Below are 21,815 nucleotides of genomic sequence, written 5' to 3' on the forward strand. Positions count from 1 at the left end.
CATCGCGAGCAGGCTCGCTCCTACAGTGAGCAGTGCCAGCAGTACCAACAAACCCCGGAGAAATCCGGGGTTTGTCGTTTCTGGCCACCCCGCTATCATTCGCGGATCTTTTGGGGGATTTGACTGATGCTCAATGGCCTGTGGCTTGGCTTTTTCATCGTGGCAGCCGTATCGGCGCTGGCCCAGTGGCTGATTGGCGGCAACGCCGGGATATTCGCGGCGATGGTGGAAAGCATTTTTGCCATGGCCAAGCTGTCGGTCGAAGTCATGGTGTTGCTGTTCGGCACCCTCACCCTCTGGCTGGGCTTTCTGCGCATTGCCGAGAAAGCCGGCATCGTCGAATGGCTGGCCAAGGCCCTGGGGCCTCTGTTCTTGCGCCTGATGCCGGAAGTCCCGCCGGGTCATCCGGCCATCGGCCTGATCACCCTCAACTTCGCCGCCAATGGCCTGGGGCTGGACAACGCTGCCACGCCGATCGGCCTCAAGGCCATGAAAGCGCTGCAAGAGCTCAATCCCAGCGCGACCGTCGCCAGCAACGCACAGATCCTGTTCCTGGTGCTCAATGCCTCCTCGCTGACCCTGCTGCCGGTGACCATCTTCATGTATCGCGCCCAGCAAGGCGCGCCAGACCCGACGCTGGTGTTCCTGCCGATCCTGCTGGCGACCAGCTGCTCGACCATTGTCGGCTTCCTGTCGGTGGCGTTCATGCAGCGCCTGCGCATCTGGGACCCCGTGGTGCTGGCCTACCTGATCCCCGGCGCCCTCGCCCTCGGTGGCTTCATGGCGTTGCTGGCGACCCTTTCGGCGACTGCGTTGGCCGGCCTGTCATCGATCCTCGGCAACCTGACGCTGTTTGGCCTGATCATGCTGTTCTTGGTGATCGGCGCGCTGCGCAAAGTGAAGGTCTACGAGGCCTTCGTTGAAGGTGCCAAAGAGGGTTTCGACGTCGCCAAGAACCTGCTGCCCTACCTGGTGGCGATGCTCTGCGCGGTAGGCGTACTGCGCGCGTCCGGGGCGCTGGACTTTGGCCTGGATGGCATTCGCCATCTGGTGGAGTGGGCTGGTTGGGACACGCGCTTCGTCGATGCGCTGCCGACGGCGATGGTCAAACCCTTCTCCGGTAGCGCCGCCCGGGCGATGCTGATTGAAACCATGAAGACCTCGGGCGTGGACAGCTTCCCGGCGCTGGTGGCGGCAACGGTTCAGGGCAGTACCGAAACGACGTTCTATGTCCTGGCCGTGTACTTCGGCGCCGTGGGCATCCAGCGTGCACGCCATGCCGTCGGTTGTGCATTGCTGGCCGAGCTTGCCGGGGTGCTGGGTGCGATCGGGGTTTGCTACTGGTTCTTTGGTTGATCGGCTCCGTCAGCCAAAGTCTTCAGCGCGGCCTTGCGCTCGTCCGTCGGCAAGGCACCAAGCTTTTCCACGGCGGCGTAAAATTTTAGCCAGTCGCCACTCTCCTGATGAAACAGCGCGGCAAAAGCCGGCACCCATTGGTCGTACAAGCCAAACGGCAATAACCGGGCATTGTTCATTGGGGCATAGATCCAGGCGTCGTAGCGTTTGTCGGCGGCCCACTGACTGTCGCGCAATTGCCGATATTCGCTGCGCAAGCGCTCGAACTCGGCGGCCTTGCGCTGGCGCATTTGTTCCGTTGGCAGCGGCAAGGTGTAGAGCTGTTCCAGTCGGGTGCGGGTCTTGAGCACCAACTCGGTGAACTGGTCGCGCTGACGCGCCTGCGCATTGTTATCCGGTGGCAGTTGGCGATAGGCGCGCCATTGGCGAGTACCTTCCTGCTCGACGAAGGTGGCGAAGGATTCGTTGAACTCCGTGTCGTCCTTCACATAGACGCGTTGATGGGCCAGTTCGTGAAAGATCAGCGTGGCCAGTCGCTCATCCCCCCAGCCCATCATCGAACTGATGATCGGGTCGTTGAACCAGCCGAGTGTCGAATAGGCCTCGACGCCGCCAATCGACACGTCCATGCCTTGCAAGCGTTGCAAAGCCGCTGCGCCGCGGGCTGCGCTCTGGCTGTAGTAACCGCGATAGGCCACACAACCGGCAATGGGGAAGCAGTGGTTTACGGGCTTGAGGGAAAATTCCGGCGTGGCGAAGACATTCCAGACGACGTAGGGACGCCCAATGTCCGCGTACAGGCGGTAACTCTGGTTATCCGGCAGGTGCAATTGCTGGCTGGCGAAGGTTCGGGCCTTTTGCGATTGCTCCAGGTGTGTGCGCAGTTTTTGATCGCGCGCCGGGTCGGCAATCACGCTGGAAACGGGCTCCCTGGCCCGCAGCAACTGCAATTGGCCGCTGGCCAGTTGGCTGTAATAACTGGCGCTGGTGCAGCCATTGAGCAACAAAAACAACAGGCTCGGAAACCAAACGCGAAAAACGCGATCAAGTAACCCAAGGCTAGGAAGCGGCCTGATCACAATAATTCTTCCTTGGAGAGTCTTTCCGCAAGACTATCCCGCCAGACTGGAGCTCCGCTATGCGCATGTTGATACTGACAGGAGGCCTGCTGATGCTGGCCGGCTGTGCTGGTTTCGGAATACCCCGCCATGATCCTGCGCAAGCCTGGATCGACCTGGATTCGAAGCAAGAAGATACGGCGCTGCAGGCGCTGGAGGTCGATGACAAGATCACCGACGATAAGCGTTATTTCCAGGTTCATCCCGGTAGCCATGAGTTGACGGTCCGCTACCAATTCACGGTCCAGCCTACCAATATCGGCCCCGATGCCGAACCGTTGTGGCGCGATTGTCAGTTGAACGTGAAATTCAGCGACTTCAATGCGGGCGAGCGTTATCAGCTACAGGCGGGGAACATCGGCTTTCGGCCTTGGGCCAAACTCTACGATCAGCAGCGCAAAGTGATTGGTCAAGGCACGCCGGCAGGCTGTCAACACAGCTGATCGGCGTTATGCTGGATGCATATCCCTTGGGACATCCATCATGCGCAGGTTGATGCTGTTACTCGCCGTCGGTGTTGTCGCTGGCTGCCAAAGCCCGATGCCGACACCTGATCCAAAAATGGCCTGGGTAGAGTTCTCGACGCCCTTCCCTAACGACAAATTGTTGATGGCTGAGCGTCTGGATAAACAGCGCTTGGTCGACGGGCGTTTTTTTGAGGTTATGCCCGGCAGCCATGAACTGATCGTCCGCTTCGACTTCGAAGTTCCTGGTGGCGGGGGCTTGAACATGATGGGCGGCCCTTCTGAACGCATATGTTACTTGACCATCAACTTCGATCATTTCGAAGCAGGCCAACGTTATGTGCTTGAAGGCCGCTCGATTGCCTTCACTCCTGAAGCCAGGCTATACAACGCCAAGCGGGAGATCGTTGCAGAAGATCGGGAGTCTTACTGCTTGATGTAACGTGTCAGCGGTCGTTCTTCTGGTAGATGATTTTCCTGGTACCGTTTTCGCACGAGCCAACGACCATGTTCTGGTCGTGTACTTCGTCGTTGGTGACGATTTCAAGGGTGTACGAAGTGACGCCGCTGGCCTGGATCTTGGCTTCGATCTCGGCCTTGAGTTCTTCGCAGGGTTTCGGTGCCGCCAGGGCCGAGGTGGCCAGTGCGCAACAGATAACCGCCAGGGTAAAACGTTTCATGGTTGAAGCTCCTTTGAGGCAGCACGCACAATCGTGGGTTTTCGCTGCTGTCATTTATTCGACCACAGTTTTAGTGGGCAAGTCTGTCGTGACACAAAAAAGATCGCAGTCTTGAGCACCTTTTACCGAATGATCCCGGGAGGTTGCACAAGGCTGTGATTTTTTGTCGTCATCGAAAATCCAGCCGACCCATGCTGTCTCCAGGCTGATCTTCGCATTCAGCATCCTGGACACCGGGCAGTCCTGTCCGATCAATCCGCTTTTTTCGCGGGATTTTTTACCGGGCTATTGAAACTCGGGTATATGCCCTCATTGCATGAACACGCTTTTGGATTCGGCAGGTTTGTGTTCGCAAGAACAAACCTGCGCCCTCAATTGGAGAAGCAGGTTTATGAAACGACTGTCCGATATCAAGTTCTCGACCCTCGATCTGGTGCCAGTGCGCGAGAACGGCAGCGCGGCCCAGTCGCTGCGCAACTCGCTGGACCTGGCGCAGCATGTCGAGAAGTTCGGTTACAACCGTTTCTGGGTGGCTGAGCACCACAACATGGATGGCATCGCCAGTTCCGCGACTTCGGTGCTGCTCGGTTATCTGGCCGGTGGTACGTCGACCATTCGAGTCGGTTCTGGCGGTGTGATGTTGCCCAACCACGCCCCGTTGGTGATCGCCGAGCAGTTCGGTACCCTGGAAAGCCTTTATCCGGGCCGGATCGATCTGGGCCTGGGGCGCGCCCCCGGCTCCGACCAGATGACCGCACGTGCACTGCGCCGCGAACGCTCTGGCAGCGCCGACGATTTCCCCGAAGATGTGGCGGAACTGGTGCGCTACCTCGGGCCGCGTACCCCGGACCAACGGATCATCGCGATGCCGGGAACCGGGACCAATGTGCCGGTCTGGCTGTTGGGATCGAGCCTGTTCAGTGCACAGCTGGCGGGCGAACGCGGTTTGCCCTACGCCTTCGCCTCGCATTTCGCTCCGCGCTACATGCATGAAGCGATTCGGGTCTATCGCAATCACTTCAAGCCGTCAGCCGTTTTGGACAAGCCCTACGTGATGCTCGGCGTGCCACTGGTGGCAGCCGATACCGACGAGCAGGCCGACTACCTGGCGACCTCGGTGTTCCAGCGAATTCTCGCCCTGATGCGTGGCCAAAGCCTGGTACAGCGTCCGCCGGTGAAGACCATGGATGGCCTGTGGCTGCCCCATGAGAAAGATGCCGTGCATGATTTCCTTGGCCTGGCCATGATCGGCAGCCCGCAGAAAATCCGCGCCAAACTTGAGGTCCTGATCGAACAGACTCAGGCTGACGAGCTGATTTTCACCTGTGACCTGTACGAACATGCCGATCGCGTGCATTCCTACGAACTGTTGGCGCAGGTCATGCGGGGCTGATACTCAAACGGCAGGCATAAAAAAGCCGGCGCCACGGCGTCGGCTTTTTCATTCGAGCGAGAATCGGCCTACGTTTTATAGACGATCACTTTGGCGCCCGCTTCGCATTTTCCAACAACTTTCCCGCCGGCAGCGGCACCTTTATCGACAATCTCCAGCGAGTATCCGGAAACGCCCTTGGCATCAAGTTTCGCTGCGATTTCGGCTTTCAGCTCTTCGCATGGCTTGCCACCCGCCAATGCGCTCCCCGCAAGGCTCAACAAACCTACCGCTAACATAAACTTCTTCATCGGTTGCATTCCCTGGTCGGATCATAGGGGTAACCAGCCGTCAGCCGGACGCACTCATGGAGTGCTTTGCCATTCCCTATGGCATTCGACCGGCGTGCAAGTTCAGAAGACTAGCCCAAAGTCAGCTGCTGGCAATCCGGAACCCGACTTTCAGGGTCACCTGAAAGTGCGCCGCCTTACCGTCCCTGATATGTCCACGGGTCTCGGTCACTTCAAACCATTCCATGTACTTGATGCTTTTGCTGGCTTCGGCCAGCGCGTTGTTGATCGCGTCTTCGATACTGCTGGTGGACGAGCCGATCAGCTCGACTTTCTTGTAGGTGTGATGGTCAGACATGGCGTTCTCCTCGGCGTGTGAATTACAGACTAGCAGTGATTTTTCCTATTTCTTCTGTTGGCCGTTCCGAGTGTGAAGTTCAGATTTTCTGCACTTTCTCGAACCCGTGAAGTCCCAACCAACACACGCCACTCATCACCAATGCAGGAGAGCCACCATGGCCAACAGCTCGTTACGCAAAGCCTCATTGCAAAGCATGGAAGCCGAGATCGAGAGTCTGCTCAAGTCTTTGGAAAGCCTGAAGGACGACGCCTCGGACGAGTCGCGTAAAACCCTCAAGACCCTGAAAAGCAACGCCGAGAATGCCTTGAAGCACTCGCGCCATCTGCTTGCCGATGCTTACGAATAGGTCAAGGTCAAAACCCGTGAAACCGGGATTGCCACCCGGGACTACGCCCAGGACCACCCCTGGACAACAGCCGGTGTCGCCGTGGGCGCCTTGGGCCTGCTGGCCGCTTATCTGTTGTGCAAGCGTGATTAATCCGCTCGACGCAGCTCGTTCTTGAGCCACTGCGCCAGTTGCCGGGCGCGCCCGTCCGCGGCGCGCTTGGGTAGCCACAACGCCAGTTGCGCCGGGGTTTCACTGAAGCCCCAAGGTGCAACCAGGCGGCCGGCCTTCAAGTCCTCTGTCACCAAGGGTTCGGGGGCAATCGCCACGCCCAGACCCGCGACGGCGGCTTCCAGCAAGTAATATAAATGTTCAAATCCCTGACCGTACTTCAGCGCCTTGGGGTCGAGCCCGCGCGGTTGCGCCCAGTTCGGCCAGGCTTGCGGGCGTGAGGTGGTGTGCAGCAAAGGTTCGTTCAGCAGCGCGGTTTCCGGCGCCTGCTTGAGCCGTTCATAGCCGGCGAACCGCGGGCTCATGACCGGGCCGATGCGTTCGCTGGCCAGCTCAAAAACCTGCATGTCCGCCGGCCAGGGTGGCTCGGCAAATACCAGCAAGGCATCCAGCCCCGGTCTTCGCGGATCCAGATCGCCTTCTCCGGCCGACAGGTGCAGGCGCAAGTCCGGCAGGTCGGCATTGAGCCGCCCCAATCGCGGGATAAACCAGCGCGCCAGCAGACTTCCCGAGCAACCGAGCACGAATGGCGCATCGGCGGTGCTTTGTGTGAGTTCCGCGCAAACGCTGCGCAGGCGCTCGAAGGCTTCGCTGCTGGCGTCACGCAGTCGCAACCCGGCATCTGTGAGTTTCAGGCCGCGACCGTCCTTGATGAACAGGCTGATGCCGAGGTGTTCCTCAAGCACCTTGAGCTGCCGGCTGACCGCGCCGTGGGTGACGTGCAGCTGTTCGGCCGCCTGACTGACGCTGTTCAGGCGGGCAGTGGCTTCGAAGGCGCGAAGCGCGTTGAGCGGAGGAAGGTCGTGGCTCATTTGATCTGTGAGTTTTCCTGACAGGTTGTGGCGATCTTATCGGTTTTCAGGCCGGGGCGTCAGGGGTAGAGTGAAGCCCACTATCTCTTTATGCATCACTTCACGCATTCAACTGGAGCGCCCCATGACCCAGACTAATCTGCGCAACGGCCCTGATGCCAACGGCCTGTTTGGCGCGTTCGGCGGCCGCTACGTTGCCGAAACCCTGATGCCGTTGATCCTCGACCTGGCCCGCGAATATGAGTTGGCCAAGGAAGATCCTGCATTCAAGGAAGAGCTGGCCTACTTCCAGCGCGACTACGTCGGACGTCCAAGCCCACTGTACTTCGCCGAGCGTCTGACTGAGTTCTGCGGCGGCGCAAAGATCTACCTCAAGCGTGAAGAGCTGAACCACACTGGCGCGCACAAGATCAACAACTGCATCGGCCAGATCCTGCTGGCGCGGCGCATGGGCAAGAAGCGCATCATCGCCGAGACCGGCGCCGGCATGCACGGTGTGGCCACTGCCACCGTCGCTGCGCGTTTCGGTCTGGATTGCGTAATCTACATGGGCACTACTGACATCGAGCGTCAGCAGGCCAACGTGTTTCGCATGAAGCTGCTGGGCGCCGAAGTGATCCCGGTGGTAGCCGGTACCGGCACGCTGAAAGACGCGATGAACGAAGCCCTGCGCGACTGGGTGACCAACGTCGACAGCACTTTCTACCTGATCGGCACCGTGGCCGGTCCGCACCCTTACCCAGCCATGGTTCGCGATTTCCAGGCGGTGATCGGCAAGGAAACCCGTGAGCAGCTGCAAGCCCAGGAAGGTCGCCTGCCTGACAGTCTGGTGGCGTGCATCGGCGGTGGTTCCAACGCCATGGGCCTGTTCCACCCGTTCCTCGACGACAAGAGCGTCGAGATCATCGGCGTTGAAGCCGCCGGTTACGGTATCGAGACCGGCAAGCATGCGGCCAGTCTGAATGGCGGCGTTCCAGGCGTTCTGCACGGCAATCGTACTTTCCTGCTGCAGGACGACGATGGCCAGATCATCGACGCCCACTCGATCTCCGCTGGCCTGGACTACCCGGGCATCGGCCCGGAACACGCCTGGTTGCATGACATCGGCCGCGTTCAGTACACCTCGGTGACCGACGACGAAGCCCTCGCTGCGTTCCACCAGTGCTGCCGCCTGGAAGGGATCATCCCTGCCCTGGAAAGCGCCCATGCCCTGGCTGAAGTATTCAAGCGCGCACCGACCTTGCCAAAGGATCACCTGATGGTGGTCAACCTGTCCGGCCGTGGCGACAAAGACATGCAGACCGTGATGCACCACATGGAACAATCAAAGCAGGAGAAACACTGATGAGCCGCCTGCAAACGCGTTTTGCCGAACTCAAGGAACAGAATCGCGCCGCCCTGGTGACCTTCGTCACTGCTGGCGACCCGGGCTATGACACCTCCCTGGCCATCCTCAAGGGCCTGCCAGCGGCTGGCGCCGACGTGATCGAGCTGGGCATGCCCTTCACCGACCCGATGGCTGACGGCCCGGCCATCCAGCTCGCCAACATCCGTGCGTTGGGTGCCAAGCAGAATCTGGCGAAAACCCTGCAAATGGTTCGCGAGTTCCGCCAGGACAACAACGAAACGCCGCTGGTGCTGATGGGTTACTTCAACCCGATCCACATGTACGGCGTTCCGCGCTTCATCGCCGAAGCCAAGGAGGCCGGCGTTGACGGCCTGATCGTGGTCGACCTGCCGCCTGAGCATAACGGCGAGCTGTGCGACCCGGCGCAGGCCGCGGGCCTGGACTTCATTCGCCTGACCACGCCAACCACCGACGATGTGCGCTTGCCGACCGTACTTAACGGCAGCTCCGGCTTCGTCTACTACGTTTCGGTGGCCGGTGTGACCGGCGCCGGCGCCGCCACGCTGGAACACGTAGAGGAAGCGGTCGCCCGTCTGCGTCGCCATACCGACCTGCCGATCAGCATCGGTTTCGGTATCCGGACTCCGGAACAGGCGGCGTCCATCGCGCGCCTGGCCGACGGTGTTGTGGTGGGCTCGGCGTTGATCGATCACATCGCCAATGCCACGTCCCCGGAACAAGCCGTGGATGGCGTGCTGAGCCTGTGTTCGGCGTTGGCCGAAGGCGTGCGTAAGGCCCGCGTCAGCTGAAGGTAAAGCTCCGATTCAGAGACTAAACAGCAAAAAGGGCTTCAGGACTGCGTTCTGAAGCCCTTTTTGCTGTGTGACTAAACGCTGTCAACCTTGTGGGAGCGATATCAAGGCAACTCTATCCCGCCCGATGCCTTGTGCAGTTTGCGCAGGTGTTCACCAATCTGCTTCACGTTGGCCTCGTTGGCGGCCATTTCGGCGGCACGGCCCGGTTCGAGCAGCGCCCTCACTTCCTTGTCCAGATCCCCGGACAGCGCCAGGAGCTGCTTCTGGCGCTGACTGGTTTCCGCTTCCAGATGCTTCCACTCGCTTGGTTGCGGCAAGCCATAACCGTTGGTGCCCAGCAGTTCCGCCGGCCGGCTGAGGAAGCCACTGTTGGCGAGAATGTCCTTGAGCGTTTCGTTGGCCTTGTCCATGCCGCCATTCTTCAGCTCTCGGGCGCCCAGATAGCGCTGCTTCACTTCATCCTGGGCCAGCAGCAACTGCTGACGGAAGCTGGCCTGTTCCAATAGCAACAACGCCGCGCTGGTGCGCAAGTCAGCCTGCTCGAACCATTGCCGACGTTCCGCGGCTTTCAAGTCGAGCCAGTCTTCGACGGTTTCCTGTTTGATCGGCAAGTGCTTTTTCAGGATCTCGAACATCGCCTGATAGCGCTCGCGGAAGGAGTCGAAACGATAACCCAGGCGCAAGGCTTCTCGTTGATCGTCCAGCACACTGGTGTCCGCCAGTCCGCGGCCTTTCAGCACTTCCAGCAAACCGTTGGGCATGATGTTGTCGAGTCCTACCAATTGCGGGTTATTGGTGCCGCCGCGCAGTAATTTCAGCTCTTCCACCGCGCAGTTGTTCGACAGGAAGAAGTAGTTGCCGTCGTAGCTCCAGTGCATCTCGGCGGCACGTCCGACCACGTCTTCAATCTCAGTGCGTGACAGGTTCAGGGGCACGGAGGCCAGGCTGCGCAGTTCGGTCTTGGTGTATTCGTCGATGACCTGGGACAGCGGCAGGATAAACAGCCGCGACGGGTATTTACCGACCAGGCCATCCCAGCTCGAAAGCTGTACGTCGCCGACGAAGGCGCGGTACGACAGCACCAGATGCTGGTCCAGATCCAAACGGCAATCCGGTCCGCGTGGGCGGCCCGGCGCGCAGATCACCAGGCGCAACATGCTGTGGCCCCAGCGGCTGAACAGGTTCTGGTTGGCCTCGGCCAGCAGATAGTCAACGGCATAGACCCGCTCCGGATCGACCTGGCCCAAAGGTGTCTTGGCGAAGTCGTTGCCGGCATTGAGGAACGCGAAGGTCTTGCTGCAGGCGTCTTTGGCGGCGGGTGCCCAGCCGAAATGTTCCTTGTAGTAGCGGTACAGCGCGGGGCGGCGGCAGGCATAGCTCGGGTCGAGGAGGAAATACTCCATGTTGACCGCGACGAACTCCTTCGGACTGCTGGTCTCGTAGATGTCCGGGCTGCGGGCAATCTGGCGATTGTGCTGTTCGCGTTCACCGCGACGCCCTACGTATTGCTGCCAGCCAGCGAGGTCGAGCAGACGCGGATCGTCACTGAGGGTAAAACGCCGATCGGACTGGCCCCGGCATTGGTCGGGAATGCCAACCAGCCCTGAGCTGTTGTTGCGCTGGGTGCAACGCTGGATCAGCTTGCGCTCGGCATCCGGCCACAGGCGAGAGCGATCATAGATGTGAGTCAGCTCGTGCAGCACCGTGGCCAGCATTTCCCGGCGCACGGTGCCATGGGGGCGATGGGTTTTTTTGGTCGCGGCACTGCCATCGGTCAGGCCGGCCAGCAGGTTGCGGTTCAGATCAAGTTCGGACACCAGTGACGCCTGACCGTAGGCATTTCTCGGCATGTCATCGGTCCAGCCGACGTCTATGCGCCGGTCTAGTTGCTCGACAAAGCGTGGCGGCAGTGCCTGCATGGCTTCATCGAGCAACGCCTGGCTGGCTTGCTGTTGCGCGGGAGTCAGACCTTCGGACTTGAGCCGTAATTGAAGGCCAGCTTGGGCCGTGTTGCCGAGCAGCAACAGGGCCCCGGCCAGTAGCCAGACGCCTGGACGCTTCACAGTGCGAGGATGGCTTCGGCGAGATCCTGGTCACTGGCGTCACGAGCTTCCGGCACGCGGGTGCGCAGCAAATCGAAGGCGGACTCCAGGTGAGCGCCACGAATGTCGCCATTGCTGGCAACGAAACTGGCGGCGTCGTCCTGGGCTTCGCGCACGATTTTCGAATCGCGAATGGACGTGGTGGTGTCGGAGGTGAAATCGAGGGTGCGCTGGGTAGCACGGATCAGAATATTACTGGTGGCAACCAGAGTATGTGCCTGGGCCACATCGGCCAACAACAGCAGGCCTAAGGTGGCAGCAATCAGCGGGTTACGCATGGAACGACTCCAGAAAAACAGGGATAACTATTGGACGAGAATTGCTTGTGCCAGTTCAAGGTCGCTGGCATGAAGTTTTGCCTGGGTTCGGCGCAGATACCGCAGGGCCGACTCCAGTCGTGCGCCTCTCAGTTGGCCGTCACTGGCAATAAATGCCGCGGCGTCATCATGGGCAGCGAGCAGCAGTTTATGGTCGAAGGGGGCGGAGGTCACCAAACTTGTGGCGTAACCGCTGGCAACGATGCCTTGGGTGGACAGGTTGAAGGCGTCATAAGCGTGGGCCGATCCGCAGTAACCAAGGGTAAGAAAGACTGGAGCGATCAAGAAACCTGAAGGGAAACGCATGAGACTCGACAGTTGAATGTGAGTCCCCAGCCTAGCGCAAGGCCCGGTTTAGAGCCAGCGCCGAAACATCGGGGCACGTTAGGCATGCCCCATGTCCATACAGTCGCTTAGATCGTCAGGATCGCCTGCGCCAGTTGTGCGTCGGTTGCGTTCAGCTGTGGCGCCTGGCGGTGGATGTGGTTGATGGCGCTTTCCAGCTTCACGCCGCGGATGGAACCTTCACTGGCGACGAAGCTGGCAGCGTCGTCACGGGCCGCGAGGACGATCTTGTCATCCTTGAACGACGACGAGACGACATCGGTGGTCGCATCGGATGTGGCTTTGAGCGCGTTGACTACAGCGTCGGTGGTCACGATGAAGCTGGTTGCGCTGGCATTGGCTGCCACGGCAAACAGGGCTGCAGCGCTGAGCAGACGGAGACGGGACATGGGTAACTCCTTTGGGTAAACCAATTGAAAAATGGCGCAGTATCTGCAAAGTCAGACGCCAGGCGCTTGGCGCTCGCCACGTTCTGAATTGATATTAGGCCTGAGTGTGTCAGTTCGAACAGCCCGTCATGCAAACAGGCCGTCAGCGCCAGAGCGGTTTATCCAACTCATTGATGCGGTCGGCGTGGCTGATGCCAAGGTCTGAAAGCTGACGATCATCGAGTTGAGCCAGTAAACGTCGTGTTCTCGCCCTTTCCAGGCTAGCGAAGAGCCCTGTCAGCAGATCTCTGACCCAGTGCAAGCAAGGTCTCGATTGAACTGAGGGGGTGGAAACATCCTGTAAAGAATTCATGGCGCGGTCCCTGTCCTGATCAGTAGAGGGCTCCATGTTGACACCGGCCGAACATCCACTACAGACACACTGCGACGATATTGTACTCATTCAGTTTGTGTTTTTATCAAACTGTACTGGTATTCAGATTTGCCTACTGTAAGACCGGATTTGACAGGCCAAAACGACAAAACCCGTCGTGGTTTCCCACGACGGGTTTTGTTTTTTCAATTCGGGTTGCTGGCGGTGGACCTTCAGGTCAGAGCCAGCGACGCTAACTTAGCGCCAGAACGGCTTGCTCAGCTCTTCGTAGCGTTGTGCTTCGCTAATCCCGGCGTCAGCCAGCAGACGCGAATCCAGGCGAGCCAGTTGATGGCGGCTGGTAATGCGGCGCTGCCACAGCATCAGGTTGGCGATAACGCGCAGAGGCATGGAAGCCTGGGTTTTTGCAGCAGTGTCTTCGAAGAACAGTTCGGAACTGAGTGTACGTTCCATGGTTGACATCCTTCCGCTTATGGCGGGATTAGGTAGTGGTTTAACTGGTGCCCATGATCCTCTCGTTTGCCTAGTCTCTGTAGATACAGTTCATCTGTATTGTGAGAGCTCAGTTAACTGTTTATAGGGGGTGTACTGGTCGAAATTGAGGCAACTGTACCTATGCGCACTATTAAGGTGCGAAACTGCTGTTTTTGCTCGACAAGGTAGGAATTTTCCCTAGGAAATGACCAGTACAGCAGTACAGTTTTTTTCATATTGCGAAGAGGCAAGAGCAAGCTGGCGAAACTGTGTTTGCGCCAGCTGCTATCTGTACCAATTACTTCTTCAGCATTTGCCCGGTTTCTTCCAGGTTGATGTGCCAGCTCAGGGCGTCACGCAGGATGTGCGGGGTGTGTCCACCGATGGCGCACGCGGCGGTGAAGTAATCATTCAGCGCCTGGCGGTAATCCGGATGCACGCACTTGTCGATGATGACCCGGGCACGCTCCCGGGGCGCCAGGCCGCGCAAGTCTGCCAGGCCCACTTCGGTCACGAGGATGTCGACGTCATGTTCGGTGTGGTCAACATGGCTGACCATCGGCACCACGCTGGAGATCGCACCGCCCTTGGCGATCGACTTGGTCACGAACACGGACAGGTGCGCGTTGCGCGCGAAGTCGCCCGAGCCACCGATGCCGTTCATCATCCGCGTGCCGCAGACGTGAGTGGAGTTGACGTTGCCGTAGATGTCGAACTCCAGCGCCGTGTTGATGCCGATGATGCCGAGGCGGCGCACGACTTCAGGGTGGTTGGAGATCTCCTGCGGGCGCAGAACCAGTTTGTCTTTGTAGCGCTCCAGATTGCCGAACACATCGGCATTGCGCCGGCTCGACAGGGTGATCGAACTGCCCGAAGCAAAACTCAGCTTGCCCGCATCGATCAGGTCGAAGGTCGAATCCTGCAGCACCTCGGAATACATCGTCAGGTCTTCGAACGGCGAGTCGATCAGGCCACACATCACCGAGTTGGCGATGGTGCCGATACCGGCTTGTAGCGGGCCGAGCTTGTTGGTCATGCGTCCGGCTGCCACTTCTTGTTTGAAGAAGTCGATCAGGTGGTCGGCAATGGCTTGGGTCTCGGCGTCCGGCGCCAGCACCGTGGAGGGCGAGTCAGCCTGGTTGGTGACCACGATGGCGACGATTTTTTCCGGCGGAATCGGGATGGCGGTGCTGCCAATGCGATCGTCGACCTTAACCAGTGGAATCGGCGTGCGGGTCGGACGGTAGGTCGGAATATAGATGTCGTGCAGACCTTCGAGATTCGGGTTGTGCGCCATGTTGATCTCGACGATCACGTGCTTGGCGAAAATCGCGAAGCTGGCCGAGTTGCCGACCGAGGTGGTTGGCACGATGTGCCCTTGCTCGGTGATCGCTACGGCTTCAATCACGGCGATGTCTGGCAGCTTCAATTGCTGGTTGCGCAATTGCTCCACGGTTTCCGACAAGTGCTGGTCGATGAACATGACCTCGCCGGCATTGATCGCCTTGCGCAGGGTGCTGTCGACCTGAAACGGCATGCGTCGCGACAATACACCGGCTTCGGTCAACTGCTTGTCGAGGTCGTTGCCCAGGCTTGCGCCGGTCATCAGGGTGATCTTCAGCGGCGTGACCTTGGCACGCTCGGCCAACGCCTGTGGGACGGCCTTGGCTTCGCCTGCGCGAGTAAAGCCACTCATGCCGACGGTCATGCCGTCCTCAATCAGAGCGGCAGCGTCGGCAGCGCTCATCACTTTGTCCAACAACGAAGGCAGGCGAATACGGTCACGGTACATGGATTGTTATCTCGGGCAACAGGTAGCAGGACGTGCAGTCTAGTGAATTGTGCCGGTTTCTGTCCCGCTACCAAGGTCGCAATCGAGGCGTCTATTCCGGGCCTTTCAAGCAAAACACCGTTACCGGATCGGTAACAAAAGGATAGTTTGTCCGACGATTTGCGCAAACAAAAACGCCCCGACGAGTCGGGGCGTTTTTGTTTGCCGCAGAGGGTTAGTCGACGGCTTTGACCATGTCTTCGATGACCTTTTTAGCGTCGCCGAACACCATCATGGTTTTGTCCAGATAGAACAGTTCGTTGTCCAGACCGGCGTAGCCGCTGGCCATCGAGCGCTTGTTGACGATGATGGTCTTGGCCTTGAACGCTTCGAGGATCGGCATGCCGGCAATCGGCGATTTCGGATCGTTCTTGGCGGCCGGGTTGACCACGTCGTTGGCACCCAGCACCAGTACCACGTCGGCCTGGCCGAACTCGGAGTTGATGTCGTCCATCTCGAACACCTGGTCGTAAGGCACTTCGGCCTCGGCCAGCAACACGTTCATGTGGCCGGGCATGCGACCGGCAACCGGGTGGATCGCATACTTCACGGTCACGCCGCGATGGGTCAGCTTCTCGGTCAGTTCCTTCAACGCGTGCTGAGCACGGGCCACCGCCAGGCCGTAGCCCGGCACGATGATCACGGTGTCGGCGTTGGTCAGCAGGAAGGTCGCGTCGTCAGCCGAACCGGATTTCACCGGACGGGCTTCTTTCGAACCCGCCGGGCCGGCGGCATCTGCCGTATTGCCAAAGCCACCGAGCAGCACGTTAAAGAAGGAGCGGTTCATCGCCTTGCACATGATGTACGAGAGGATTGCACCGGACGAGCCCACCAGCGAGCCGGCGATGATCAGCATCGAGTTGTTCAGCGAGAAGCCGATACCCGCCGCCGCCCAGCCGGAGTAGCTGTTGAGCATCGACACGACCACTGGCATGTCCGCGCCACCGATCGGGATGATGATCAGCACGCCGAGCACGAAGGCCAGGGCCAGCATCACGGCGAAAGCGGTGTAGTCACCGGTGAGCATGAAGGTCACGCCCAGGCCCAGTGTGGCCAGGCCCAGCAGCAGGTTCAGCTTGTGCTGGCCACTGAACTGTACCGGTGCGCCCTGAAACAGGCGGAACTTGTACTTGCCGGCCAGCTTGCCGAAGGCAATGACCGAGCCGGAGAAGGTGATTGCACCGATGGCGGCACCGAGGAACAGCTCCAGGCGGTTACCGGCCGGGATCGCGTCACCCAGTTGCGCAACAATACCCAGCGACTGCGGCTCGACCACCGCCGCGATGGCGATGAACACCGCGGCCAGGCCGATCATGCTGTGCATGAAGGCGACCAGTTCGGGCATCTTGGTCATTTCAACGCGTTTGGCCATGATCGAACCGGCAGTGCCGCCGATCAGCAGGCCGATGATCACGTAGACGATACCGTCTTGCGCCAACTCGGAGCCCAGCTTGTAGATCAGGCCGACCGTGGTGAGGATCGCCAGGCCCATGCCGAGCATGCCGAACAGGTTGCCACGACGCGACGTGGTGGGGTGCGAGAGGCCCTTGAGCGCCTGGATGAAGCAGACCGAGGCGATCAAATACAGGGAGGTAACCAGGTTCATGCTCATGCTTGCTGCACCTCAGCCTTGACTGCTGCGGCTTTTGCAGCCGGAGCTTTGGCCGCTTTCTTCTTGAACATTTCCAGCATGCGGCGGGTCACCAGGAAGCCACCAAACACGTTGACCGCAGCCAGGGCCACGGCCAGGGTGCCCATGGTCTTGCCCAGCGGGGTCACGGTGAGGGCGGCGGCGAGCATGGCGCCGACGATCACGATGGCCGAGATGGCGTTGGTGACCGCCATCAGCGGTGTGTGCAGTGCCGGTGTGACGTTCCAGACCACGTGGTAACCGACATAGATAGCCAGCACGAAGATGATCAGGTTGTAGATACCGTGAGAGATCAGCATGTCTTCCATTGTTTTTATCCTCAGCCGTTCTTGCGCACGATCTGGCCGTCGCGGCACATCAGGCACGCGGCGACGATATCGTCTTCAAGGTTGATCACCAGTTGTCCTTCTTTATCGAACAACAGTTTCATGAAGTCCAGCAGGTTGCGTGCGTACAGCGCCGAAGCGTCAGCCGCCACGGCGCTGGCCAGGTTGGTCGGGCCAACGATGGTCACGCCATTTTCGACGACCACCTGATCGGCCACGGTCAGCGGGCAGTTGCCGCCCTGGGCGGCCGCGAGGTCGATGACCACCGACCCCGGCTTCATCTGTGCCACGGTTTCCGCGCTCAACAGCGTCGGCGCCTTGCGGCCGGGAATCAGCGCGGTGGTGATAACGATGTCAGCCTGCTTGGCGCGTTCGTGCACCGCGGCGGCCTGGCGCTGCATCCAGCTGGACGGCATCGGGCGGGCGTAACCGCCGACACCGACGGCGCATTCACGCTCTTCATCGGTTTCGTAAGGCACGTCGACGAATTTGGCGCCGAGGGACTCGATCTGCTCTTTTACCGCAGGACGCACGTCAGACGCTTCGATCACAGCACCCAGGCGTTTGGCGGTAGCGATGGCCTGCAAACCAGCCACGCCGGCACCGAGGATCAGCACGCGGGCCGCTTTCACGGTGCCAGCAGCGGTCATCAGCATAGGCATGAAACGAGGGTAGTGGTGAGCTGCCAGCAACACGGCTTTATAGCCGGCGATGTTGGCTTGCGAGGACAGCACATCCAGGCTTTGGGCGCGGGAGGTACGAGGTGCGGCTTCAAGGGCAAAGGCGGTAATCCCGCACTCGGCCATTTTGGCGATGGTTTCATTGCTGAACGGATTGAGCATGCCCACTACAACGGTGCCGCTTTTAATCAGCGCCAACTCGCTGTCGCTGGGTGCGACCACCTTCAAAATCAGCTCTGCACCAAACGCGTCATTGGCGCTGCCAATGCTTGCGCCTGCGGCTTCATAGGCACTGTCGACAACGCTGGCATTAATGCCGGCGCCGCTTTGTACAGTGACCTTATGGCCCTGGCCGATCAGCTTCTTGATGGTTTCCGGGGTTGCAGCAACCCGTGTTTCACCGGTCTGGGTTTCGAGAGGAACACCAATGTGCACGTCAAATCTCCTGCGTGATCTTATAGAGTAAACCCATGCACTACGGATGGTGCGGCTGGGGCGGCCGATCAGCACGATCCCGCCAAATCAGGGCGGGGCGCGGCATTTTGCAGGCGAACTTTGTGCCCTTCAAGGGATTATGACGGGTGACGGAAAATTAACTACAAGTCACCCCGTGACCGAATGTCGCAACCAACTGGCTCAATCCCTTACAGACCGTGCTTTTCAAGGATTCTGGCCGAAATTGAAGAATTTACACATCGGCCGTATGAATGATGCGGCATCGCCTCGAAATAGTGGCGCAAAGCCGCGTCATCAGGCGCTTGTGGGACGTTTGTACGACTTCTCGATACAGTTTGCTGGTATGCGACAAATACGTATATCTGTAGGGCTTTTGTTTTGCTGACTACGGGGTCAGGTAACATTGGAGAGCCTTTATCCCTCTAGGCTGTAGCTGTGCGCCTGATTTACCAGCCAGTCACGAAATGCCCTTAAAGACGCGGATTCGACCTTTCGCTCAGGAATCATCAGGTAGTAAGCCTTGATGCTGGACAGTGCTTGCGGGTTGGCGATCACCAGGCGTTTCTCTTTCAACTCCCTTTGAATCAGGAACGGCGGGATCAGGGCAATGCCCATGTCGTGCATGGCTGCCTGGGCGAGCATGGAGAATAGCTCGTAGCGGGGGCCTGTCATGTCTCGCGGGACATTCAGGTGCTGGGAGTCGAACCATTGGCGCCAGGCATAGGGGCGGGTGGTTTGTTGCAGCAGAGGTAAGTCGGCGATTTCGCCGGGCGTCAGACCGGTCTTGTTTCCGAGCAGGTTGGGGCTGCAAACGGGCATCGGATTTTCACCCATCAGCCTGTGGGATTCTGTACCTGACCAATCCGCGTCACCAAAGTAGATGGCGGCATCAAAATCCGTGTCGGCGAACAGGAACGGCCGCGTGCGGTTGGTCAGGTTGACCGTCACTTCCGGGTGTTTCTGCTGGAAATCCTTGAGTCGCGGCAGCAACCACTGGGTGCCGAAGGTCGGAACTACGGCCAGCTCGATCACGTTGGTGCCCTGCTGTCCCATCACGGACAAGGTATCGCGCTCAACCGCATCGAGCTGAGTCGCCACTCGACGGCTGTAGGAGAGTCCGGCTTCCGTCAGCTTGACCCCGCGCCGCGAACGTCGGAACAGTTCCACGCTGAGGAACTCTTCAAGGCTGGCGATCTGTCGGCAAATCGCCCCTTGGGTCAGCGAAAGTTCCTGGGCGGCCTTGGTGAAGCTCTCGTGGCGCGCCGCGGCCTCGAAGCTGATGAGGGCGGTGGTGCTGGGTATCTTTCTGCGCATGTACGTCAACCTCACTAATACATCGCATAAAGGCTCTTTCGCGACGTTTCGGAGTGAGAAATTAGCACAACAGTATGCGAAATCCTCGTTTGCCGTAACGCCGATCCGGGCCTAGGATCAGTCCACGTTATTTGACCCGATTCGAGAGGACACACTCATGGGCGGTAAAGCTAGCTTCAACTGGATCGATCCCCTGCTGCTGGATCAACAGCTCACTGAAGAAGAACGCATGATTCGCGACACGGCTGCGCAATTCGCTCAGCAAAGCCTTGCGCCGCGCATCCTCGAAGCTTTCCGTCATGAGAAGACCGACCCGGCGATCTTCCGCGAAATGGGTGAAGTCGGTCTGTTGGGTGCAACCATCCCCGAGCAGTACGGCGGCAGTGGCCTGAACTATGTCAGCTATGGCCTGATCGCCCGTGAAGTCGAGCGCGTCGACTCCGGCTATCGCTCGATGATGAGCGTGCAGTCCTCGCTGGTGATGGTGCCAATCAATGAATTCGGTACCGAAGCGCAGAAGCAGAAGTACCTGCCGAAACTGGCGTCGGGCGAGTGGATCGGCTGCTTCGGCCTGACCGAGCCTAACCACGGCTCCGACCCGGGCGCGATGATCAGTCGTGCGCGCAAAGTGGAAGGCGGCTACAGCCTCACCGGCAACAAGATGTGGATCACCAACAGCCCGATCGCCGATGTGTTCGTGGTCTGGGCCAAGGACGATGCCGGTGACATCCGCGGCTTCGTTCTGGAGAAAGGCTGGAAAGGTCTGAGCACTCCGGCAATTCACGGCAAGGTGGGCCTGCGGGCATCGATCACCGGTGAAATCGTGATGGACAACGTGTTCGTTCCGGAAGAGAACATTTTTCCGGATGTCCGTGGCCTGAAAGGTCCTTTCACTTGCCTTAACTCGGCCCGTTACGGTATCTCCTGGGGTGCGCTGGGTGCAGCCGAGTTCTGCTGGCACACCGCTCGCCAGTACACCCTGGATCGTCAACAGTTCGGTCGCCCGCTGGCCGCCACCCAGTTGATCCAGAAGAAGCTGGCCGACATGCAGACTGAAATCACCATGGCGCTGCAAGGCTGTCTGCGTCTGGGTCGTATGAAAGACGAAGGGACCGCTGCAGTCGAAATCACCTCGATGATGAAGCGCAACTCTTGCGGCAAGTCCCTGGACATCGCGCGCATGGCACGCGATATGTTGGGCGGCAACGGCATCTCCGATGAATTCGGTGTTGCGCGTCACCTGGTCAACCTGGAAGTGGTGAACACCTATGAAGGTACTCACGACGTCCATGCGCTGATCCTCGGCCGTGCGCAAACCGGCATCCAGGCGTTCTATTAAGGAGAACGTCCATGGGCGCGCTATCGCATCTACGGGTACTGGATTTATCGCGGGTGCTGGCCGGGCCTTGGGCCGGTCAGATCCTGGCCGACCTTGGCGCCGAGGTGATCAAGGTCGAGCGTCCGGGTAACGGCGATGACACGCGCGCCTGGGGGCCGCCGTTCCTTAAAGACGCTTATGGCGAGAACACCAGCGAGGCTGCCTATTACTTGTCGGCCAATCGCAACAAGCAATCGGTCACCATCGACTTCACTCGCCCTGAAGGGCAGAAGCTGGTGCGTGAACTGGCGGCCAAGTCGGACATCCTGATCGAGAACTTCAAGGTCGGCGGTCTGGCGGCTTATGGCCTGGACTATGAATCGCTGAAGGCGATCAATCCGGATCTGATCTATTGCTCGATCACCGGGTTCGGCCAGACCGGCCCTTACGCCAAGCGTGCGGGTTATGACTTCATGATCCAGGGGCTGGGCGGCCTCATGAGCCTGACGGGGCGACCTGAAGGCGAAGAAGGCGCGGGGCCGGTGAAGGTTGGCGTGGCGCTGACGGACATCCTGACCGGGCTGTATTCGACTGTCGCGATCCTGGCTGCGCTTGCGCATCGGGGTCACGACGGCGGTGGCCAGCATATCGATATGGCGCTGCTGGACGTGCAGGTGGCTTGTCTGGCCAACCAGGCAATGAACTACCTGACGACAGGTAATGCTCCTAAACGACTGGGTAATGCTCATCCGAACATCGTGCCCTATCAGGATTTTCCTACGGCGGATGGCGATTTCATCCTTACCGTCGGGAACGATGGTCAGTTCCGCAAGTTCGCGGAAGTGGCCGGGCAGCCGCAGTGGGCGGACGATCCGCGTTTTGCCACCAACAAGCTGCGGGTGGCAAACAGGGCAGTACTGATTCCGCTGATCCGCCAGGCGACGGTGTTCAAGACGACCGCTGAATGGGTGGCGCAGCTGGAGCAGGCTGGCGTGCCATGCGGGCCTATCAATGACGTGGCGCAGATGTTTGCCGATCCTCAGGTCAAGGCGCGCGGGTTGGCTATC

General features: G+C 59.4%; 24 protein-coding genes and 1 pseudogene (1 of these 25 only partly in view). 9 read left to right on the forward strand and 16 right to left on the reverse strand.

Features of this window, described 5'->3' with window-relative positions:
• Nucleotides 1-126: 126 nt before the first annotated feature.
• The gene (locus tag AABM52_RS00625; RefSeq protein WP_347909944.1) at nucleotides 127-1,356 is read left to right on the forward strand and encodes a nucleoside recognition domain-containing protein; all 1,230 of its coding nucleotides are present in this window, start codon (nucleotides 127-129) and stop codon (nucleotides 1,354-1,356) included.
• Here the strand turns inward: AABM52_RS00625 and AABM52_RS00630 are convergent.
• The gene (locus AABM52_RS00630) at nucleotides 1,338-2,435 is read right to left on the reverse strand and encodes an aminopeptidase (RefSeq protein WP_347909945.1); all 1,098 of its coding nucleotides are present in this window, start codon (nucleotides 2,433-2,435) and stop codon (nucleotides 1,338-1,340) included. The two genes, AABM52_RS00625 and AABM52_RS00630, sit on opposite strands and share 19 nt — an antisense overlap.
• A gap of 59 nt (nucleotides 2,436-2,494) precedes the next feature.
• On the opposite strand from AABM52_RS00630, the gene AABM52_RS00635 reads away from it, so the two are divergent.
• Complete coding sequence (locus AABM52_RS00635; protein WP_347909946.1) at nucleotides 2,495-2,917, forward strand: hypothetical protein; 423 nt, start codon at nucleotides 2,495-2,497, stop codon at nucleotides 2,915-2,917.
• A 40-nt stretch (nucleotides 2,918-2,957) separates the two neighbouring features.
• Complete coding sequence (locus tag AABM52_RS00640) at nucleotides 2,958-3,380, forward strand: hypothetical protein (protein ID WP_347909947.1); 423 nt, start codon at nucleotides 2,958-2,960, stop codon at nucleotides 3,378-3,380.
• A 4-nt stretch (nucleotides 3,381-3,384) separates the two neighbouring features.
• Here the strand turns inward: AABM52_RS00640 and AABM52_RS00645 are convergent, their stop codons facing one another.
• Nucleotides 3,385-3,618, reverse strand: a complete 234-nt coding sequence (locus tag AABM52_RS00645; RefSeq protein WP_347909948.1) for a DUF1161 domain-containing protein — start codon at nucleotides 3,616-3,618, stop codon at nucleotides 3,385-3,387.
• Between the two features lie 391 nt (nucleotides 3,619-4,009).
• Between AABM52_RS00645 and AABM52_RS00650 the strand changes: the two genes are divergently transcribed.
• On the forward strand, nucleotides 4,010-5,011 hold the full coding sequence (locus AABM52_RS00650; protein WP_008045867.1) for an LLM class flavin-dependent oxidoreductase: 1,002 nt from the start codon (nucleotides 4,010-4,012) through the stop codon (nucleotides 5,009-5,011).
• Nucleotides 5,012-5,079: 68 nt separating this feature from the next.
• On the opposite strand, the gene AABM52_RS00655 is transcribed toward AABM52_RS00650, so the two are convergent.
• Nucleotides 5,080-5,301 (reverse strand): DUF1161 domain-containing protein, encoded by a 222-nt coding sequence (locus tag AABM52_RS00655; protein WP_347909950.1) that lies wholly within the window; start codon nucleotides 5,299-5,301, stop codon nucleotides 5,080-5,082.
• Between the two features lie 121 nt (nucleotides 5,302-5,422).
• A complete protein-coding gene (locus AABM52_RS00660) occupies nucleotides 5,423-5,638 on the reverse strand; it encodes a dodecin (RefSeq protein ID WP_008045871.1) in 216 nt (71 codons plus the stop codon).
• 157 nt (nucleotides 5,639-5,795) lie between these two features.
• Here AABM52_RS00660 and AABM52_RS00665 point away from each other — a divergent pair.
• Nucleotides 5,796-6,119, forward strand: a pseudogene (locus AABM52_RS00665) (YqjD family protein).
• Here AABM52_RS00665 and AABM52_RS00670 read toward each other — a convergent pair.
• Nucleotides 6,116-7,009 carry a LysR family transcriptional regulator gene (locus AABM52_RS00670; protein ID WP_347909951.1) on the reverse strand — a complete coding sequence of 298 codons (894 nt, stop codon included), beginning with the start codon at nucleotides 7,007-7,009 and terminating at the stop codon, nucleotides 6,116-6,118. The pseudogene AABM52_RS00665 and the gene AABM52_RS00670 sit on opposite strands and share 4 nt — an antisense overlap.
• Nucleotides 7,010-7,133: 124 nt before the next feature.
• On the opposite strand from AABM52_RS00670, the gene trpB reads away from it, so the two are divergent.
• The gene (trpB, locus tag AABM52_RS00675) at nucleotides 7,134-8,354 is read left to right on the forward strand and encodes a tryptophan synthase subunit beta (RefSeq protein WP_008002146.1); all 1,221 of its coding nucleotides are present in this window, start codon (nucleotides 7,134-7,136) and stop codon (nucleotides 8,352-8,354) included.
• On the forward strand, nucleotides 8,354-9,166 hold the full coding sequence (gene trpA, locus AABM52_RS00680) for a tryptophan synthase subunit alpha (RefSeq protein ID WP_015092933.1): 813 nt from the start codon (nucleotides 8,354-8,356) through the stop codon (nucleotides 9,164-9,166). The genes trpB and trpA overlap by 1 nt, the downstream gene beginning before the upstream one ends.
• Before the next feature lie 107 nt (nucleotides 9,167-9,273).
• Here the strand turns inward: trpA and AABM52_RS00685 are convergent, their stop codons facing one another.
• From AABM52_RS00685 to AABM52_RS00735, 11 genes are all read right to left on the reverse strand, one after another.
• Nucleotides 9,274-11,235 (reverse strand): DUF4105 domain-containing protein, encoded by a 1,962-nt coding sequence (locus AABM52_RS00685; RefSeq protein ID WP_347909952.1) that lies wholly within the window; start codon nucleotides 11,233-11,235, stop codon nucleotides 9,274-9,276.
• On the reverse strand, nucleotides 11,232-11,552 hold the full coding sequence (locus AABM52_RS00690) for a DUF2388 domain-containing protein (RefSeq protein WP_057712574.1): 321 nt from the start codon (nucleotides 11,550-11,552) through the stop codon (nucleotides 11,232-11,234). The genes AABM52_RS00685 and AABM52_RS00690 overlap by 4 nt, the downstream gene beginning before the upstream one ends.
• Before the next feature lie 27 nt (nucleotides 11,553-11,579).
• Nucleotides 11,580-11,897, reverse strand: a complete 318-nt coding sequence (locus tag AABM52_RS00695; protein ID WP_347909953.1) for a DUF2388 domain-containing protein — start codon at nucleotides 11,895-11,897, stop codon at nucleotides 11,580-11,582.
• Between the two features lie 107 nt (nucleotides 11,898-12,004).
• Nucleotides 12,005-12,325 carry a DUF2388 domain-containing protein gene (locus AABM52_RS00700; protein ID WP_347909954.1) on the reverse strand — a complete coding sequence of 107 codons (321 nt, stop codon included), beginning with the start codon at nucleotides 12,323-12,325 and terminating at the stop codon, nucleotides 12,005-12,007.
• 142 nt (nucleotides 12,326-12,467) lie between these two features.
• A complete protein-coding gene (locus AABM52_RS00705; protein ID WP_347909955.1) occupies nucleotides 12,468-12,677 on the reverse strand; it encodes a DUF1127 domain-containing protein in 210 nt (69 codons plus the stop codon).
• 258 nt (nucleotides 12,678-12,935) lie between these two features.
• On the reverse strand, nucleotides 12,936-13,151 hold the full coding sequence (locus tag AABM52_RS00710) for a DUF1127 domain-containing protein (protein WP_030129620.1): 216 nt from the start codon (nucleotides 13,149-13,151) through the stop codon (nucleotides 12,936-12,938).
• Nucleotides 13,152-13,470: 319 nt separating this feature from the next.
• Nucleotides 13,471-14,964, reverse strand: a complete 1,494-nt coding sequence (locus AABM52_RS00715; RefSeq protein WP_347909956.1) for an acetyl-CoA hydrolase/transferase family protein — start codon at nucleotides 14,962-14,964, stop codon at nucleotides 13,471-13,473.
• Between the two features lie 214 nt (nucleotides 14,965-15,178).
• Nucleotides 15,179-16,615, reverse strand: a complete 1,437-nt coding sequence (locus AABM52_RS00720; RefSeq protein ID WP_347909957.1) for an NAD(P)(+) transhydrogenase (Re/Si-specific) subunit beta — start codon at nucleotides 16,613-16,615, stop codon at nucleotides 15,179-15,181.
• Nucleotides 16,612-16,962 carry an NAD(P) transhydrogenase subunit alpha gene (locus tag AABM52_RS00725; RefSeq protein WP_046042645.1) on the reverse strand — a complete coding sequence of 117 codons (351 nt, stop codon included), beginning with the start codon at nucleotides 16,960-16,962 and terminating at the stop codon, nucleotides 16,612-16,614. The genes AABM52_RS00720 and AABM52_RS00725 overlap by 4 nt, the downstream gene beginning before the upstream one ends.
• 11 nt (nucleotides 16,963-16,973) lie before the next feature.
• On the reverse strand, nucleotides 16,974-18,095 hold the full coding sequence (locus tag AABM52_RS00730; RefSeq protein WP_347907157.1) for a Re/Si-specific NAD(P)(+) transhydrogenase subunit alpha: 1,122 nt from the start codon (nucleotides 18,093-18,095) through the stop codon (nucleotides 16,974-16,976).
• A 435-nt stretch (nucleotides 18,096-18,530) separates the two neighbouring features.
• A complete protein-coding gene (locus AABM52_RS00735; RefSeq protein ID WP_008053123.1) occupies nucleotides 18,531-19,430 on the reverse strand; it encodes a LysR family transcriptional regulator in 900 nt (299 codons plus the stop codon).
• A 157-nt stretch (nucleotides 19,431-19,587) separates the two neighbouring features.
• On the opposite strand from AABM52_RS00735, the gene AABM52_RS00740 reads away from it, so the two are divergent.
• Both AABM52_RS00740 and AABM52_RS00745 read left to right on the forward strand, forming a co-directional pair.
• Nucleotides 19,588-20,769 (forward strand): acyl-CoA dehydrogenase, encoded by a 1,182-nt coding sequence (locus tag AABM52_RS00740; protein ID WP_347909958.1) that lies wholly within the window; start codon nucleotides 19,588-19,590, stop codon nucleotides 20,767-20,769.
• An 11-nt stretch (nucleotides 20,770-20,780) separates the two neighbouring features.
• Nucleotides 20,781-21,815, forward strand: partial view of a CaiB/BaiF CoA-transferase family protein gene (locus tag AABM52_RS00745; RefSeq protein WP_347909959.1) — the 5' portion only. The gene runs 186 nt beyond the window's last position; 1,035 of the gene's 1,221 nt are visible here — the first part of the coding sequence; its start codon is at nucleotides 20,781-20,783; the stop codon falls past the right edge of the window.

This window comes from Pseudomonas grandcourensis (genome assembly GCF_039909015.1).
In the GTDB taxonomy this organism is placed as follows: Bacteria; Pseudomonadota; Gammaproteobacteria; order Pseudomonadales; family Pseudomonadaceae; genus Aquipseudomonas; species Aquipseudomonas grandcourensis.